The sequence below is a fragment of the Nonomuraea sp. NPDC059023 genome (assembly GCF_042740095.1).
Lineage (GTDB): Bacteria > Actinomycetota > Actinomycetes > Streptosporangiales > Streptosporangiaceae > Nonomuraea.
Genome location: NZ_JBHYIO010000011.1, coordinates 204,900 through 221,037 on the forward strand (window position 1 = coordinate 204,900; position 16,138 = coordinate 221,037).

Sequence of the window (16,138 nt, forward strand, 5' to 3'; positions counted from 1 at the left end):
CGTCATGGAAGCACGTCGTGACCACCCCGGGCACCGGCCCGTTCGTTGGGCTCATCGCGTTGGGGCGGCGGGCCGTACCGGGTCATAGGGGTTGGTTGAGTTCTCTCAGGGCCAGGTCCCAGGGCTGGGTCTGCTGTTCGCCGTCCGATCCCGCCACCACCACGACCCCCTCGGCCCGCAAGCTCTCCACGCTCCGAATGAACGGCGCCCGCGCCGACAACGCCGCGTTGACGAAGGTCAGCACCACGACCGGGATCCCCAGCCCAGGCGCCTCGGCGAGCAGGCCGAGCGCGTACGAGTCGGTCATCCCCTGGGCGAACTTGTTCACGGTGTTGAAGGTGGCCGGAGCGACGATGATCGCGTCGGGCCTGGGCGGCTTGGGTTCGTGGGGTTTGCGGTAGCGGCTGCGTACGGCCCGGCCGGTCTGGAGTTCCAGCGCGGGCACGTCGATGAAGTCCAGGGCCTGCGGGGTGGCGACGATCTGGACGTCCCATCCGGTGTTCTGGGCCAGTTCGACCAGGCGGCCGACGTCCGAGGCGGGCGCGGCGGCGCAGACGATGACGTAGAGGACCTTCACCAGGCCAGGCTAGTTGCCCACGCCCAGCGACGCCCGGTTCGCCGACCTTGAAGGGCTTATGCGGGAAATGCGGCTTAAGCTGTCGGTCGTGACGAAGATCCCGCTGCGCCGGTTCACCGGACGCGCGCTCCCCATCAATGACGAAGGCCGGGTCCTGCTGCTGCACGGGTTCGATCCGGCCGTGCCGGAGCAGCCGTTCTGGTTCACGATCGGCGGCGCGGCCGAGCACGACGAGACGCTGCTGGACGCGGCGGTCCGGGAGCTGTTCGAGGAGGTCGGGATCACGGCGCCCGCCGGAGAGTTCACCGGGCCGCTGGCGACCGGGACGATCTCGTTCAACTTCGGCGAGTACGCGATCACGCAGGACCAGACGTTCTTCGCGGTCCGGGTGACCGGCGCGGAAGTCTCGTTCGATCACATGGAGGACATCGAGAAGGACACCACGCTGGGACACCGCTGGTGGAGCGTGGAGGAACTCGAGACGACCGACGAGGCCTTCTTCCCCGCGGACCTTCCGGCCATTCTTCGCAAGATCACACTGGACGGAGAATCCGGGTAGCTCCGGCGATCAGCGCGGTGGCCAGGATCCACCCGGCGGCGATCAGGCCGTACGCCAGCCCCTGGGTCCAACCGGCCGGATCGAACAACTCCCGCTGCCCGAATGTCGCGATCGGCAGCAACAGGTCAAAGGTGTAGGCGAACGCGTCGAACGCCGGAGCTTCCGAGGGCTTGAGCGCTCTGGGTGGGTTCATGGCGAAGACGACCGTGCCCACGACCAGCAGCAGGACGAACCAGATCGAGGCCAGCCAGGGGCGGTAGCCGTACCCGACGGTGATGTCGAGGAGATTGCCCCAGATACGGCCACTGAGCGGGAAGGTACGGCGTCGCGCCCGCAACTTGGCCAGTTGGGTGCGGCGGGCCAGATGCTCGTTCCCGTCGCGCAGGCACCACGCGGCGAGCTGCTCGTACGGCTGCGGCCGGAAACCCGCCGGATCCCGGCCGACCCAGTCGATGCGCCGGGTGACACCGCTGCCGCGCAGTGCTTCGTAGACCAGGCCGTTCAGGCGGAGCTTCTCCGGCCAGGTGTCAGGGTCGTCGCGGAGCGTGCCGACGCGGGAGTGGGCGAGGCTGACGACGCCCTCGATGGGCTCGGCGGGCTTCAGGACGAGTTCGCGGACCTCCATGTGGCTGGCGTGCAGCGCGTACGGCGTGTCGGGGCTGTGGATGGCGCCGGTGATCGACAGGGTGCCGTTGACGCGGGCGCCGCGCAGCCGTACGACCCCGAAGGCCTGGAAATCGCCCTCGAAGATGTCTTCGACCGTGATGTTGTCGGCGGCCAGCGCGTCCTTGCCGGGGTTGCGGATGGTGGCGTTGCTCATGAACAGGCCGCCGTTGAGCCGCGCCCCGACCAGGCGCAGGCCGCCGGTGATGTCGGCGTTGTTGAGGTAGAGGCCGGCGTCGACCACCATCGCGCCCGACCACAACGCCCACTCCTCCGTGGTGGTGATCTTCGTGCCGCCGAGCCAGAGACCGCTCTCGAACACCGCCCGCGCCACCCGGACCGAGCCGGTCACGACCGAACCCGACAAGCTCAGGTGCCCGGCCACCCGCATGCCGCTGCCCCGCAGGCCGGGCAGGTGGCAGTCGGTGAACCGCAGCGTCTTGGTCGTCGCTCCCGCGCAGTCGACCGGTTCGTCCAGGTGGCAGCCGCTGATCGCGAGCTCGTATGCGGTGTTCGCCCCTCTGAGGGCGATCTGGCCGGTGATGCGGGCGCCGCGCAGCCGTACGGCGGGGGCGGTGCCCGCGGCGGGTTCGTGGGCGCCGAGGAGCAGGGCCGAGATCACCTCGCCGCGCACGGTGCGCTCGGGGCCCCACGTCTCGCCGTCCGTGGGCGCGTTCTCGCCGGCGATGCGGCCGGGGCCGGTGATGGGGTCGGCGAACTCGGTCCAGGCGCCCGTTTCGAAGGCCTTCCAGACACGCTGCTCGGCCGCGTTGAGCCGCATACGTAACCCCATGATCCAATTGTGCACCACCGGGTTGGAACCTCAGCGCCGATATCCCGCCATTCGCTCCAGCCTCGCCACGCGCTGCGAGGTGGGCGGGTGGCTGGAGAACATCCGGCCGAGTCCCGATCCGCTGAACGGGTTGGCGATCATCAGGTGCGAGGCCGAGGTCAGCCGGCTGTTCTCCGGCAACGGCAGCCGCCGGGCGCCCATCTCGATCTTCCGCAACGCGGAGGCCAGAGCCAGCGGGTCGCCGGTCAGCCGGGCGGCCGACTCGTCCGCCTGGAACTCGCGTGTCCGGGAAATCGCCATCTGCACCATGCCGGCCGCCACCGGGCCCAGCACCATCATCAGCAGCGCCCCGAGAAATCCGGGGCCCTCATCGTCGTCCGAGCCGCCGAAGAACACCGCGACATAGCTGACCCACGTGATCATCGTGGCCAGCGCCGCCGTAACGGACGAGAGGAGGATGTCGCGGTTGTACACGTGTGACAGCTCATGCCCGATGACCCCGCGCAGCTCCCGCTCGTCCAGCAGCCGCGTCAGCCCCCACGTCACGCAGATCGCCGCCCGCCTGGGGCTCCTGCCGGTGGCGAAGGCGTTCGGCTGGGCCGTAGGCGAGATGTACAGCCTCGGCATCGGCTGCCGCGCCTCCGTGGACAGCTCGCGCACGATCTTGTAGAGCGTCGGCTGCTCGACCTCGCTGACCGGCCGGGCCCGCATGGCCGACAGCGCGATCCGGTCGGAGAAGAAGTACGCGATCCCGGAGCTTCCCAGCGCCATCAGCAACGCGACCTGCAGCCCGACCCTGCCACCCACCCAGGTGCCCACGACGAGGATCCCTGCCGACAATCCGCCAAGTAGCACGGCTGTGCGCACACCATTGCGACGCAAGGCTCCCCCTTCCGTGGTCTGGGTTCACCAGCTCCAACGTCCATCCCCCACCCCAACGTTCCCGCCCCACCATCCCGCACGCCGTTCCGGAAATCTCCCGTTCCCGGACTTGACCGGACATTAAGGACGCTGACCTGCGCAAACCCACACCCCCACAAGCACCCAACCCCCAGTCAGGGGGTACGGCGAGCAGTCAAGGGGCCTGTCAACAGGGGCATCGCTCGGCCGGAGCCGCAGGGACGTGCCTCGGCCAGAGCAGCACAACGCGATCCGCACCCGAAGCGGCGCGGCCCGGTGCCTCACCAGGCGCGGCTCGGCGCGGCACCACACGAGGCGGCGCGGCTCGGCGCGCGGCGGGGCGGCACGGCAAAGGTGGGGCGGCTCGGCGCGAGGCGAGGCGGGGCGGCTAGGCAGGGGCGACCTGAAGCGGCACGAGGCGGGCGCGGCACGAGGCGGGCACGAGGCGGGCGTGGCTTCGCGATGGCCCGGCGCGGGGCGGGGTCTTGGCCGGAGCGGTGCGGCGCGCGTGACAGGCGGGTTCCGCCCAGCGCGGCACGGCTTCTCGGGGAGTGGTGCTTGGGTGGACCGCAGGGGCCCGGGGATCTCGCGGGGTGCGAGTTGGCGGACATGCCCGCCGTACCTCTGAAGGTGGTGGTGAGCGGCTCGGGGCACGGCGTGCCCCGAGCGTCGCTAGCGGTAGTTCACGAACTGCAGGGCGACGTCGAGGTCCTTACCCTTGAGCAGGGTGATGACGTCCTGCAGGTCGTCCTTCTTCTTGGAGCTGACCCGAAGCTCCTCGCCCTGGATCTGCGCCTTGATGCCCTTGGGGCCCTCGTCGCGGATCAGCTTGGAGATCTTCTTGGCGTTCTCCTGGTCGATGCCCTCCTTGAGGGCGATCATCATGCGGTACTCCTTGCCCGACAGCTTCGGCTCGCCGGAGTCAAGGATCTTCAGGGAGAGACCCCGCTTGATGATCTTCTCCTTGAACACGTCGAGGGCGGCGTTGGCGCGCTCCTCGCTGTTCGCCTTGATCTCGATGTTCTGCTGGCCGGACCAGCTGATCGAAGCGCCGGTGTTCTTGAAGTCGAAGCGGTGCCCGATCTCCTTGACTGTCTGGTTCAGCGCGTTGTCGACCTCCTGATGGTCGATCTTGCTGACGATGTCGAATGACGAGTCTGCCAATGCCCGAAACCTCTCAGACGGGCCAAGTCACGGCGGACTCGGCCTTCTTCACTCTCGATAGCCCGCACGGGCGCCGCGGCCCGATAGTCCTTGATAGGCCTGACAAGCCTAGCCAGCATCCGCGCGCGGCGCTCTGCCGGTCAAATGTCGTTTACCCGAGCCTTGGCCGGGGAGATGGGGGTGAGCTGCGGGAATACCCACGACCAGGATGGTGAGAGGTGGAACCTTTGAACAAGCAGTCATTGACCGCGGTAGCCCGCAACCAGCTCGAAACCGCGCGTGTCGCCTCAAGCGGCCGCTCCGCCACCACCCTGTACGGCGGGCACGAACAGGTCCTACGCCAAACCATGATCGCCCTGGCTGCCGGATCCCGCATGGACGACCACAACAATCCCGGCGAAGCCACCCTGTACGTCGTGTCCGGCCGGGTCAGGCTCCTGTCCGACGGCGTCTCCTGGGACGGGATGACCGGGGACCTGCTGATCATTCCGCAGGCCGTACACGCGGTCGAGGCCGTGGAGGACTCAGCCGTCCTCCTCACCGTCGCGAAGCGCCGCTGACCCCCGACCACAAGCAGGACATTCTGATGTCACGTCCACCTCGAAAGTCCGCTATTCTTCTACCTGTCGCCGCGCAAGCGGGTCTGACAAGGCAGGTTGCCCGAGTGGCCAATGGGAGCGGACTGTAAATCCGTCGGCTTAGCCTACCCAGGTTCGAACCCTGGACCTGCCACACGCAGTACAAGCAGCTCAGAGGCCCTTTCGGGGGCCTCTTTGCGTTTCCGGGGTAGGCAGCCGTAGGCCACCGGAAGCAGCCGAATGTCGGTGGTCGCGGGATGTGCGCGGGATGAATCTTGGCGCGTTTTCCCTGCTCGGCGGCCGGATTTCGGCCCTCCTGCGGGATCAAATCGGCCCCAGGAACGCCGAAAAGCCCCGGTGCGCCGCCGGGGCTCTCGTTCGTCTCATGCTGCCAGTGCGTCCTCGATCCGCTTGTTCGCGATCTTCTGGTGGCCGTCGAGGCACTTCGCATAGACCCGAAGCAGGACGTCCTCGCCGAAGCGCCCGGCCTCGGCATCCCCGTGGTCGTCCTGCCCTTCATCAACACCGCCTTCGCCAGCCGTGCACCTCTGCTCCGGAGTGTTGAACAACTCCGCGCCGAAGGCATCCCCGTCCTCCTCGGCCCCGGCCAGTTCGAACCCCATCCAGCCGGCACAGGAGGAAGCATCCTGAACTCCTACCCATGGCCCTTGGCCCTCAAAGAGCTGAGCAGACTCACGAATCCGTAAGCGCAACTGCCGAATTGCCCCTATAGGAATCAAGGCGGCGGCTGCGCCGCTGCGCGCGGTCGCCAAGCCTTAAAGTATCGACATGTCCGAGAGCATCCCGTCCGACGGCCGATATGCCGAGCTTCGCGCACTGGGCGAAGAAGAGCGATACATGACGGTCGAGCTCCAGCGGACCCGCGCCCAGATTGCCAGCCTCATCCAGCAGCTTCTTCCCCCGCATGCCCACGCCGAGAAGATAGACGAGGTCGTGCAAGCAAGCGGCTACAGCCGGACTCTGATTGACGCCCTTCGACACAAGGACCACCTCTGGCACCAGGGCGGTAGGCCCAAGCGAGAATAAGCCTCCGGCGGGGATCTCCGGCTCCGGGATGATTACTGCGGGGACCTGAGGCTCGTAGGTAGCTGAGGTGGAAGCCTGGTCATCCCGCCCGGTGGGACCCCCAGGCATTCGCCGGGCACCGCCTGCGCAGCCGCCATTGCAGGAGCTTCTGGTGATCGTCGTGCCATTAACCCCGGTGGCGAGGGGTCAACCACGGTCACTCACGACCGGCCTCAGACCAGGTCAACACCTCTACAAGGCAAGATCCCTGCAATTCCCAAGCTGACAGCGCCTGGCCTCAAGCTCTACAAGACTTCGCGAGGAAGTGCTTCAAGAGGGCTGTCGGGTCGATCGGCCCAGTGCCACCAGTGGTGATCAGTCGGACAACTCCACCCAACGCGGCAAGTACGCCTGCCATCGTCCTCACGGTGCATCAGATAGAAGGCACCAACCGTCATTGGCTGGGCACATGTGGGGCAGAGCGTGACGGCGTCATCTGCACAAGCCATCGCAGCACGCTACCGGACGCTGTTCGAAGTTGCATCGCCCATGATCCGGGATATGCGCGGGATGATCTTTCTGAACGGGTGAGCGCTCGGGGCCGGCCCTCGTGGTCAGACGCTTGTGGTGAACTGAATCGTCGGTCCCCTGTAAATCCGTCGGCTTAGCCTACCCAGGTTCGAACCCTGGACCTGCCACACGCAGTACGAAGGGCCTCTGGTCTGCGCCTACGCGCACCAGGGGCCCTTCGCTTTCGGCGGAGTCATGGCCTTGCCGGGCGGCGCCCTCCTGGCCATGGATCCATTGGGTGCCGCTTGTTGGTCAGAATTTGGCCGTGGTCAGCAGCCAGGACTCGACGGTGCCGTCGGGGGCCCCCGCGAGTGCCTCCGACTGCAGGGCGAACGCGGCGGCGCCGCCCACGAGGATGCCGGCGATGATCGTACGGCGTGAGACTGATTCGGACATGAGTGTCCTCCGTTAGCGGATCTGTTGACGGATGAGATTGAGCACGTCGGCGTCAACATGGCCCGCGGCGTGCCGCAGGAGTTCCTGGAGTGTGCGCGATTCGGGGTCGGCCAGCAGGACCGTACGCCGATCGGCCGACATTTCCAGCGCGACGACGCGCGGGGCCACCTTGGCCCGTGCCACGCGGCCGTGCGAGGTGTCCAGGCCGGTCACCTCGATCCAGCGGAAGCCGAGCCTGCCCTCGTCCGGTGGCTTGAGTCCCTCGTCGACCCGCAGGCCGTCCACTGCCGCCACCACTGCGGAGCGTGCGGACTTGTCGAGGGTCCAGCTCGGATTCGGCCGACCGGAGTAAATATCGACTGTCGCCACGCTCGGCGAGCCGCCCTGGGCGCCGGAATTGCCGCAGGCGAACATGGACAGCGAAACTCCGAGCACCGCGAGAACAAGCCGGACAGCCACTGGAACTCCCTGACTAGTTGATAGTGGAGCGCGGATTTACCCGGGGATAGATGTACGGAGATCCGTCCACTGTATACGGACCCCGGTTGCATGTCACCGGATTGGTAATGGCCAGCCCGGAATTGTCGACGTTCGTCGCCGGTGTGCTTCCTGGTTTGTGCGCCCAGCGTTGGAGGCTGCCGGAGTAATCGGCGATCCGGTGGTAGAAGTGAAAGTCCTCCCCCGGCCAGATGCAGAGATAGCTGACGAACCTGTCGTCGTTGCAGGCGCTGGTGTAGCCGTCGCGGAACACCGCCGCCTTGATGTTGGCGATGGTCAGCGAGGTGAAGACGCTGCCGGTGCCGCGGCCGGGCTGCGCGAAGGTGCCGGTGGCGAGGCTGGAGGCGAAGTTGTAGCAGTTGTTGGTGGGGCGGCGGGCGCCGTTCCAGAAGGTGTTGAGGTCCGCCCAGGTGGACGACCAGGTCGCGCAGGCCGCGATCTGGCCTGCGGCCCCCGACTCCAGGTGTGCCGACGGGGTGCCTATGGTGAGGTCGGATACGTCGCCGACCTCGGGCGAGATGGTGGCCTGTGCGCCGGGGGTGTGTAACAGCCAGCGTTCCGTGACGTCCGACACCCGCAGGCCGGTGGCTTCTCTGAGGCGGAAGCTCGGTGGCAGGCCGGATGCGGCGAGGCGTTCCCGACTTGAGCGATCGGCGGTCACGACCATTCCGCGATAACCCAGCTTGGACTCGACGTCGTTGACCGAGCGTAACCCGGAACGATTCGCCTTGAGGCGTTCGATGAGTTCGCGTTCTTCGCGTGCCGTGAGCTTCCAGTGCGGATTCGGACGTCCAGAAAAGACGTCGAGTTCGATGTGGAGCATTGCCTCTCCTCCGCGATCGTGGATTCCACAGCGAAGTTAACAGGCGAGCAAGCACCTGGAAAGACACAAAATTCAGGCCGAAGGCGGAGCCGCGCGAAATTCACTTCAAATTGAAACTTCCATTAACCGTTCGGCCACATTTGCAAACCCCGCCGAAAAAGGGAGGCGCGTTCAAAAATACCTTCCGGCGTGGCGCGCTTTCTCATCATGTGAGACCGCGGACGATGGAGCGGTCCCGTGCCGACCGAGTTGAGCAGGCGTGACGTGGCGGCCGCGGAGTGATCATCATGGTCGGCCTGTCACGCGGCGATCCTTGGTTTCGGTCGGCCATTCGGCCCTGTGCTCGCGTGTCAGCCCGTCAGCGTGGTCAGGGTGAGAACCAGTTGCGGGGCCGCGGAGAACAGGACCGCGATTGCCAGCGTTGCGGCGACGGCGACCCAGGTGGCCGGGTGGGTGCGGGCGAGCTTGTGGGCGGGAGCGGAGGCCGGGGTGACGATGCGGGCGGTCCAGGCCACGTAGTAGTACAGGCCGATGACCGTGTTGACGGCCATGACCACCGCCAGCCAGCCCAGGCCGCCCTCGACGATCTCGCGGAAGACCACGACCTTGGCGAACAGCCCCGCCAGGCCGGGCGGCAGGCCCGCCAGGCAGATCAGGCAGAAGGCCAGGGCGATGCCCGCGACCGGGGTACGGAAGGCCAGGCCCCGGTAGTCGTCCAGTTCGTTGCTCGGGGCGCTCCGGGAGACGAGCATGACCACGGCGAAGGCGCCCAGGTTCATGGCGGCGTACAGGACCAGATAGGCCATCGACGCGGTGATGGCGGCGCCCGATCCTGCGGCGATGGCCAGCGGGGCGAGGATGTAGCCGGACTGCGCCACCGAGGACCAGGCGAGCAGGCGTACGGCGGAGCGCTGGCGCATGGCCAGCAGGTTGCCCGCGGTCATGGTCAGGGCGGAGAGGATCGCGATCAACGGGGACCAGGTCGCCGCCTGGCCCCGCAGGGCGGCCACGAGGACGAGGATGAGGCCGGCGAACCCGGCGGCCTTGGAGATGACCGACAGGAGGGCGGCGACGGGGATGGGCGCGCCCTGGTAGACGTCGGCCGCCCAGGAGTGGAACGGGACGGCGGCGATCTTGAACGCGAAGCCCGCCGTCACCAGGACCACGCCGACCGCGACGACCGCGGGCAACGCGCCGGGGGCGCCTGGGGCCGGGAGCTGGCCGCTCAGGGTCGCGGCCAGGCGGTTGAGGTAGACGGTGCCGGTGATGCCATAGAGCAGGGAGACGCCGAAGAGCATGATGGCGGTCGAGACCACGGACACCACGAACAGCTTCACCGCCGCCTCCGAACCGCGGCCGTCGTAGCGTTTCAGCGCCGTCAGGGCGAAGACCGGCAGGGAGACCAGTTCGAGCGCGACCACGAGCATGATCAGGTCGCGGGAGGCGGGGAGGGCGACGGCGCCCACGAGGGTGCAGAGGAGCAGGAAGTACCACTCGCCGACCGGGATGCCACCGCCCGCGAGTTCGGTCATCGACAGCAGCACCACGACGACCCCGGCCACCAGCGCCAGACCGGCGAAGACCACGGTGAAGTGGTCCACGACGAAGGAGCACATGGGGGTGGGGCCGGTGTTCAGGGCCTCCGGGACGCAGAACGTGGACAGGCCTTGGGCCGCCGCCGGGGCCTGGGCCACCACGAACGCCAGGGCGGCGAGCAGGCCGGTCATGGTGATGAGGCCGAGCGCGGCGCGTACCCGGCGGGTCGCGGGCAGGAAGGCGTCGAGCAGCAGCACCAGGCCCGCCACCAGCGCCAGGATCAGCGGGGCGGCGATGGCGAAGTAGTCGATCGACTGGATCACGACACGACCCCCAGCAGCGCCTCGACGGCGGGTGTGGTGAGCGAGAGCAGGAGGCCGGGCCAGAGGCCGAACAGCAGGATCAGGACGATCAGCGGCGCCCAGGCGGCCATCTCGTAGCCGCGGATGTCGGGCATGCGGGACAGGAGGCCGATCCGCTCACCGGACTTCTCCAGGCGCGTGTCCGCGAGCTCGTCGGACGGGCCGGGTGCGGGTGCGGGCGTGGCCTTGCCGCCCGGCAGTCCGTGGGTCACGCGGGAGAGCATGACCAGGAAGTACGCCGCGGTCAGCACCGCGCCGAGGCCGCCGATGACCATGAACGTCAGGAACAGCGGCCGGGAGAGCGCCTCGGCCGGATCGAAGGCGCCCAGCAGCGCGAGCATCTCGCCCCAGAACCCGGCCAGGCCCGGCAGCCCGAGCGAGGCGATGGCCGCGAACGTCAGCACCGAGCCCAGGTGCGGGAGGGTGGCCAGCATGCCGGTGATCGAGGGCATGTCGGCGGTGGAGTAGCGCTCCTTGATCGCTCCGGCCAGGAAGAAGAGCAGGCCGGTGATGAGGCCGTGGGCGACGTTGGCGAACAGGGCGCCGTTGATGCCCACGGTGGTCAGCGTGGCGAAGCCGAGCAGGACGAAGCCCATGTGGCCGACGGAGGAGTAGGCGATCATCCGTTTCAGGTCGCGCTGGGCCAGGCAGGCCAGGGAGCCGTAGATGATGCCGACCACGGCCAGTGCGCCCAGCCACGGCGCCAGGGCGGCGGCGCCCTCGGGCAGGACCGGGATGGCGATTCTGGCGAAGCCGTAGGTGCCCATCTTGAGTAGTACGCCGGCCAGCAGCACCGAGCCGACGGTCGGCGCCTCGGTGTGGGCGTCGGGCAGCCAGGTGTGCAAAGGCCACATCGGGGTCTTCACCGCCAGGCCGCTGCCGACCGCCAGGAACGCGACCACCTGGACCGCCCTGGACATTCCCGCACCGTGCCCGGCGGCCAGCTCCACCATGTCGAGCGTGCCCGCCTGCGCCCAGATGAGCAGCAGGCCCAGCAGCATGACGACGGAGCCGAGCAGGGTGTACAGGATGAACTTGACCGCCGCCGCCCGGCGGGCCTTGCCGCCCCAGACGGCGATCAGGAAGTACATCGGGATCAGCACGATCTCGAAGAACACGAAGAACAGCAGCAGGTCCAGGGCCAGGAAGGTGCCGATCATGCCGACTTCGAGCACCAGCAGCGTGAACACCAGCGCCCTCGGCCGACTGCCGCCCGCTCTGGGGCGGAGCAACTGGCCCTGGCCGCGGCCGTCGCCGACACCCAGGTAGACGAAGCACAGGAACGTCAGCAGGGCGGTCAGCGCGACCAGCGGCAGCGAGATCCCGTCGACTCCCAGGTGGAACCTGAGTCCCAGGCCGGGGATCCACGGCAGGTCGAGGGTGAACTGCATGCGGGCGGCCTGGCCGTACTCGAAGGTCGCGACCATGATCGCGGCCAGCACCAGGACCGCGCCCGAGACCGCGAGGCCGTAGAGGCGCAGCGCCCGCCGCAGCGCGGGTGGGGGTGCGAGCAGCACAAGAGCACCCAGCAGGGGTACGGCCAGCAGTGCGACAGGCAGCCAGCTGAGCCCGCTCATGCGAACATCACCGCCCCGACGACGATCAGGAGCACACCGGCGAGTACGCCGCTGACGTAGAGCTGCACGTTGCCGTTCTGCGCGAGGCGCAGGACCCCCGACAGGCCACGGGCCGTGCGGCCGGAGCCGCGCACCGCGCCGTCCACGACCCGGTCGTCGGTGCTGACCACCAGCCGGGACAGCGCGAGGATCGGGCGGACGAACAGGGCCGCGTAGACGGAGTCGACGTAGAAGGCGCGCTCGCACGGGACGCGGAACGGCCCGAGGATACGCGCGGGGTCGGCGACCGGATCGCCGCGCCAGAAGGCGTAGACGACTCCGGCGCCGAGCAGCGCAAGGACGACGCTGATGGTGGCCACGCCGATGTCGAGGTGGAGGCCGCCGGCGAAGCCCAGCAGGAGGGCGGGGACCGCGAGCAGGACGATGGGGATCAGCATCGTCGGCGGCGCCTCGCGGGTGTCGACCACGTGCGCCGTGCCGGGCTGCGGCTCGGGCAGGGCGACGGTCCGCGCGGGCCCGAAGAAGGTACGCAGCCAGGCGCGGGCCGAATAGGCGCCGGTGACAACGACGGTGGCCAGGGCGCAGGCGTAGAGCAGGAGCGCGGCGGCGTCGGTGAGGGCGGCGCCGCCGACCGCCCCGTCCATGGCCAGCAGGAGGCTGTCCTTGCTGAAGAATCCGCTGGCCGGCGGCAGGCCCATGAGGGCGGCGAAGCCGATCGTGGTCGCGGCGAACGTGACCGGGAGCTCACGGCGCAGGCCGCCCATCCGGCTCATGAGGTTGGAGCCGACGTGGTGGATGACCGCGCCCGCGCACAGGAACAGCAGCGCCTTGAACGCGCCGTGCGTGAGCAGGTGGAAGATGGCCGCGTGGTCGGAGCCCGCGGCCAGGCCGCCGGCCATGTAGGACAGCTGGCTGATCGTCGAATAGGCGAGCACACGTTTGAGGTCGTCCTGGGCCAGCGCGGCCAGGGCGGCGCCCAGCATGCCGAGCGCCGCGATAACGGCCAGCACGTCGAGCGTGGGCCTGGCCCCGAGGAACGCGGGGAAGAGCCTGGCCACGATGAAGATGCCGGCGGCGACCATGGTGGCGGCGTGGATCAGCGCGCTGATCGGCGTCGGACCGGCCATGGCGTCGGGCAGCCAGGTGTGCAGCGGCACCTGGGCGCTCTTGCCCGCCACCCCGGCCAGCAGCAGCATGGTCGCCGTGACCAGCGTGGCCGTGGACATCTCGGGCACCTTGGCGAGCACGACGGCTATGCGGAAGCTGTCCGCCGAGATGCCCAGCACGAAGATGCCGAACAGGAAGCCGACGTCGCCGAGGCGCGTGACCAGGAAGGCCTTCACGGCGGCCCTGGAGTTGGCCCGGTCTTCCCACCAGTGGCCGATGAGCAGGTAGGAGCACAGGCCCATGACCTCCCAGCCCACGTACAGGACCAGCAGGTCGCCGGAGTAGACGACGAGCAGCATGGCGCTGGTGAACAGGCTGATGAAGGCGCTGTAGGACGGGTAGCGCCGGTCGTCGTGGAGATAACCCACCGAATAGACCTGTACGGCCAGCGCCACCAGGGTCACCAGGACGCCGAGGACACCGGACAGGGCGTCGACCTGGAGGGTCAGCGCGATGGGGACCGTACCGGTGACGATCGTGCCGTAGTCGGCGCCGACGGGGTCGGCCGCGCGTTCGGCGAAGAAGGCGAAGCCCTGAGCGGCCGCGAGCCACAGCGCCAGAGCGGCCGAGACCGCGGTGGGAAGGACGGCGATCCAGGCCGCGCGCCGGTTGCCGCCCCGGTGTGGCCGCCCCGCTTCGGCGGGTTGGCCTGGTTGCTGCCCTTTCGGCCAGCGGGAAAGGAGCAGGCCCGCGAAGGCCGCGAGAAACGGCAGCGCCACGATCAGCAGAGGGAACGGCGAGGACGTCGTGCTCATGTGTTGCCTCCTCGCCTGGCGGGGTGACCGGGGCGGCCGGCGCCGTCGCCCTGGTCGGAGGCGCCGTTGCCGCGTGCGGTGAGCTGGGGTGAGGTGACGGTGCCGAGTTCGGCGGGCTGGTGGTCGTCGGCGCGCCCGCCGTTGTCGCCGCCCGCGCCGTTGTCGCCGTCGGCGGTGGTGGCCGGGTCGGCGGGTTCGGCGAGGTCGCGAAGGCGGTCGAGGTCGACGCTCTGGCGGTTGCGGAAGAGCGCGAGCACGATGGCCAGGCCGAGACCCAGCTCGGCCGCCGCGATCACGATGATGAACAGCGTGAGCACCTGACCGCTGTGGAGCACGTCGGCCAGCCACATGTCGAACGCGACCAGGTTGATGTTGACGGCGTTGAGCATGAGCTCGACCGACATCAGCACGAGGATCGTGTTGCGTCTGGCCAGCACGCCGTAGACGCCGATGGAGAAGAGCAACGCGGAGACGACCGCGGGGTACACGATGTGCACTAGGGCCCCCCGGGACCTTCAGCCGGAGCCTGATCCCCGCCGGCCTCGCCCGCGGACGGCGGGGCGCCGCGGATGTCGGTGCGGGACAGGACGATGGCGCCGATCAGCGCCGCGAGCAGGAGCACGGACAGCGCCTCGAACGGCAGCACCCACGTGCTGAACACGCTCGCGCCCAGCTCGCCCGCCGCGCCCTCACCCGGCTTCAGCGGCGCGTAGGCCGTGCGGAAGCCGTCGATCACGACCGTGACCAGGATCGCGGCCGTCGCCAGCGCGACGACGGCGGCCACGACGCGGTTGCCGCTGTCGAGGTCGGCCGAGCGTCCGATGGGGGCGCGCGTCAGCATGATGCCGAACAGCAGCAGCACCACCACCGCGCCCACATAGATCAGCACCTGCACCCAGGCGACGAACTCCGCGGTCAGCACCAGATATCCGCCGGCCAGCGCGCCGAAGCAGACGACTAGCCAGAGGGCGGCGTGGACGAGTTGCTTGGTGGTGACGACGAGCAGCGCCGATCCGACGGCCACCGCGCCCAGGAGCAAGAACACGACTTCTTGCGTGGTGGGTGGCAGGAAGGGCGCCGCCTCGGTCACGAATCCTCCTCGGACTCCTGTGTCTCGTCGGGTCGCAGCTGCCCAGGCGGACGGATTGACCGTGGGTCGGCCATCCGCCGCCTGCGCGGGCTCGCGGCAGAAGTCTGCTCTCCCGAATCGGACGGCCGCGACGACTCGCCCGAACCTGTGGACAACTCGTCGCCGGATTGCTCGCCTGTGGACAACTTCCCGCCCTCGGGCTCCGGTGCGCCGCCTGTGGACGCATCGGCCGGAGGTGTCTCGGGTGTCTTGTCTGTGGCCTTCGCGCCGGTGGACGCTTCGCCGGGAGGTGGCTCGGGCGTGCCTGCGGGTGGTTCCCCTGTGGGCTTCGCGTCGGTGGACGTTGCCTCGGTGGGCGAAGCCTCCGTGGGCGTTGCCTTGGGGAGTGAACCCTCTGCGGGCGTTGCCTCTGGGGCCGGGCCCTCTGTGGGCGTTGCGACTGTGGGCGTTGCGGCTTTGGGTGTCCGCTCAGCGGGCTTTTCCGCGGTGGACGAGCCTTTTGCGGGCGTTTCTCCGCTGGTGCCCTCTGGGGGTGTCTTTCCGGCTGGGGTGTCGCGGGTCCGGCGGGGTGTGGGGGTGTCGGACGGCGCCGGTCTGGCGGAGGGGCCTGCCGTACCGGATGGGCGGCGTGGAGCCGCGGTCAGTTCCTTGGGAGGCTCCGCGCCCGCGTCGTGGGCGGGCGGCGGCGGGACGGTCTCGACCCATGTCCCGAGCTGCTCCTTCTCGTGGAGAAGGTTGCGGATGTCGCCCTCCGCGTATTCGAACTCGGGTGACCAGAACAACGCGTCGAACGGGCACACCTCAATGCAGATGCCGCAATACATGCAGAGGGCGAAGTCGATCGCGAATCGGTCGAGGACGTTGCGCTGGCGGGGGCGGCCGCCTTCCGGTGCGGGGAGCGTCTCCTTGTGGGAGTCGATGTAGATGCACCAGTCGGGACATTCGCGGGCGCACAGCATGCAGGAGGTGCAGTTTTCCTCGACCAGCGCGATGACGCCGCGGCTGCGGGGCGGGAGGGCGGGTTTGACCTCGGGGTATTGCCGCGTCACGGATCTGCGCAGCATGTGGCGCAGGGTGATGGACAGCCCTTTTGCCAGCCCTACT

16 protein-coding genes, 1 tRNA gene and 1 pseudogene are annotated in these 16,138 nt (G+C 68.7%); 4 read left to right on the forward strand and 14 right to left on the reverse strand.

Features of this window, described 5'->3' with window-relative positions:
* Positions 1–82: 82 nt before the first annotated feature.
* A complete protein-coding gene (locus ACFWYW_RS20910) occupies positions 83–577 on the reverse strand; it encodes a flavoprotein (RefSeq protein WP_379615303.1) in 495 nt (164 codons plus the stop codon).
* 88 nt (positions 578–665) lie between these two features.
* Here ACFWYW_RS20910 and ACFWYW_RS20915 point away from each other — a divergent pair, with 88 nt between their 5' ends.
* The gene (locus ACFWYW_RS20915) at positions 666–1,136 is read left to right on the forward strand and encodes an NUDIX hydrolase (protein ID WP_379615305.1); all 471 of its coding nucleotides are present in this window, start codon (positions 666–668) and stop codon (positions 1,134–1,136) included.
* On the opposite strand, the gene ACFWYW_RS20920 is transcribed toward ACFWYW_RS20915, so the two are convergent.
* From ACFWYW_RS20920 to ACFWYW_RS20930, 3 genes are all read right to left on the reverse strand, one after another.
* The gene (locus ACFWYW_RS20920) at positions 1,111–2,592 is read right to left on the reverse strand and encodes a hypothetical protein (protein WP_379615307.1); all 1,482 of its coding nucleotides are present in this window, start codon (positions 2,590–2,592) and stop codon (positions 1,111–1,113) included. The two genes, ACFWYW_RS20915 and ACFWYW_RS20920, sit on opposite strands and share 26 nt — an antisense overlap.
* A 30-nt stretch (positions 2,593–2,622) precedes the next feature.
* Positions 2,623–3,474, reverse strand: coding sequence for a zinc metalloprotease HtpX (gene htpX, locus ACFWYW_RS20925; protein WP_379615309.1), 852 nt, complete (start codon positions 3,472–3,474; stop codon positions 2,623–2,625).
* Between the two features lie 690 nt (positions 3,475–4,164).
* Positions 4,165–4,656 (reverse strand): YajQ family cyclic di-GMP-binding protein, encoded by a 492-nt coding sequence (locus tag ACFWYW_RS20930; protein ID WP_184958497.1) that lies wholly within the window; start codon positions 4,654–4,656, stop codon positions 4,165–4,167.
* 218 nt (positions 4,657–4,874) lie between these two features.
* On the opposite strand from ACFWYW_RS20930, the gene ACFWYW_RS20935 reads away from it, so the two are divergent.
* Both ACFWYW_RS20935 and ACFWYW_RS20940 read left to right on the forward strand, forming a co-directional pair.
* Complete coding sequence (locus ACFWYW_RS20935; protein ID WP_379615312.1) at positions 4,875–5,216, forward strand: cupin domain-containing protein; 342 nt, start codon at positions 4,875–4,877, stop codon at positions 5,214–5,216.
* 90 nt (positions 5,217–5,306) lie between these two features.
* Positions 5,307–5,388 (forward strand) — tRNA-Tyr (locus ACFWYW_RS20940).
* Between the two features lie 229 nt (positions 5,389–5,617).
* On the opposite strand, the gene ACFWYW_RS20945 is transcribed toward ACFWYW_RS20940, so the two are convergent.
* A complete protein-coding gene (locus tag ACFWYW_RS20945; protein ID WP_379615314.1) occupies positions 5,618–5,857 on the reverse strand; it encodes a hypothetical protein in 240 nt (79 codons plus the stop codon).
* 166 nt (positions 5,858–6,023) lie between these two features.
* Between ACFWYW_RS20945 and ACFWYW_RS20950 the strand changes: the two genes are divergently transcribed.
* Positions 6,024–6,281, forward strand: a complete 258-nt coding sequence (locus tag ACFWYW_RS20950) for a hypothetical protein (protein WP_379615316.1) — start codon at positions 6,024–6,026, stop codon at positions 6,279–6,281.
* A gap of 801 nt (positions 6,282–7,082) precedes the next feature.
* Here the strand turns inward: ACFWYW_RS20950 and ACFWYW_RS20955 are convergent.
* From ACFWYW_RS20955 to ACFWYW_RS20995, 9 genes and pseudogenes are all read right to left on the reverse strand, one after another.
* Positions 7,083–7,226, reverse strand: coding sequence for a hypothetical protein (locus tag ACFWYW_RS20955; protein ID WP_379615318.1), 144 nt, complete (start codon positions 7,224–7,226; stop codon positions 7,083–7,085).
* Between the two features lie 12 nt (positions 7,227–7,238).
* Entirely contained in the window at positions 7,239–7,685 is a 447-nt protein-coding gene (locus ACFWYW_RS20960) for a hypothetical protein (protein WP_379615320.1), read from the reverse strand.
* A 13-nt stretch (positions 7,686–7,698) separates the two neighbouring features.
* Positions 7,699–8,547 (reverse strand): hypothetical protein, encoded by an 849-nt coding sequence (locus ACFWYW_RS20965; RefSeq protein ID WP_379615322.1) that lies wholly within the window; start codon positions 8,545–8,547, stop codon positions 7,699–7,701.
* Positions 8,548–8,897: 350 nt separating this feature from the next.
* Positions 8,898–10,406, reverse strand: a complete 1,509-nt coding sequence (locus ACFWYW_RS20970) for an NADH-quinone oxidoreductase subunit N (RefSeq protein WP_379615324.1) — start codon at positions 10,404–10,406, stop codon at positions 8,898–8,900.
* Positions 10,403–12,022, reverse strand: coding sequence for a NuoM family protein (locus ACFWYW_RS20975; RefSeq protein WP_379615326.1), 1,620 nt, complete (start codon positions 12,020–12,022; stop codon positions 10,403–10,405). Before ACFWYW_RS20975 ends, ACFWYW_RS20970 begins: the two co-directional genes overlap by 4 nt.
* Positions 12,019–13,944, reverse strand: a complete 1,926-nt coding sequence (locus ACFWYW_RS20980; RefSeq protein ID WP_379615328.1) for an NADH-quinone oxidoreductase subunit L — start codon at positions 13,942–13,944, stop codon at positions 12,019–12,021. Before ACFWYW_RS20980 ends, ACFWYW_RS20975 begins: the two co-directional genes overlap by 4 nt.
* 212 nt (positions 13,945–14,156) lie before the next feature.
* Positions 14,157–14,441, reverse strand: a pseudogene (gene nuoK / locus ACFWYW_RS20985) (NADH-quinone oxidoreductase subunit NuoK); the annotation flags it as partial.
* A complete protein-coding gene (locus ACFWYW_RS20990; RefSeq protein ID WP_379615330.1) occupies positions 14,441–15,034 on the reverse strand; it encodes an NADH-quinone oxidoreductase subunit J in 594 nt (197 codons plus the stop codon). The pseudogene nuoK and the gene ACFWYW_RS20990, both read right to left, overlap by 1 nt.
* A complete protein-coding gene (locus ACFWYW_RS20995) occupies positions 15,031–16,098 on the reverse strand; it encodes a 4Fe-4S binding protein (protein ID WP_379615332.1) in 1,068 nt (355 codons plus the stop codon). Before ACFWYW_RS20995 ends, ACFWYW_RS20990 begins: the two co-directional genes overlap by 4 nt.
* Positions 16,099–16,138 lie beyond the last annotated feature (40 nt).

Coding starts and splice junctions, on each gene's coding strand:
- ACFWYW_RS20920 (WP_379615307.1), bottom strand. CDS start 2,592: ATGGGGTTACGTATGCGGCTCAACGCGGCCGAGCAGCGTGTCTGGAAG.
- ACFWYW_RS20945 (WP_379615314.1), bottom strand. CDS start 5,857: ATGGGGTTCGAACTGGCCGGGGCCGAGGAGGACGGGGATGCCTTCGGC.
- ACFWYW_RS20950 (WP_379615316.1), top strand. CDS start 6,024: ATGTCCGAGAGCATCCCGTCCGACGGCCGATATGCCGAGCTTCGCGCA.
- ACFWYW_RS20955 (WP_379615318.1), bottom strand. CDS start 7,226: ATGTCCGAATCAGTCTCACGCCGTACGATCATCGCCGGCATCCTCGTG.
- ACFWYW_RS20965 (WP_379615322.1), bottom strand. CDS start 8,547: ATGCTCCACATCGAACTCGACGTCTTTTCTGGACGTCCGAATCCGCAC.
- ACFWYW_RS20975 (WP_379615326.1), bottom strand. CDS start 12,022: ATGAGCGGGCTCAGCTGGCTGCCTGTCGCACTGCTGGCCGTACCCCTG.
- ACFWYW_RS20980 (WP_379615328.1), bottom strand. CDS start 13,944: ATGAGCACGACGTCCTCGCCGTTCCCTCTGCTGATCGTGGCGCTGCCG.
- ACFWYW_RS20995 (WP_379615332.1), bottom strand. CDS start 16,098: ATGCTGCGCAGATCCGTGACGCGGCAATACCCCGAGGTCAAACCCGCC.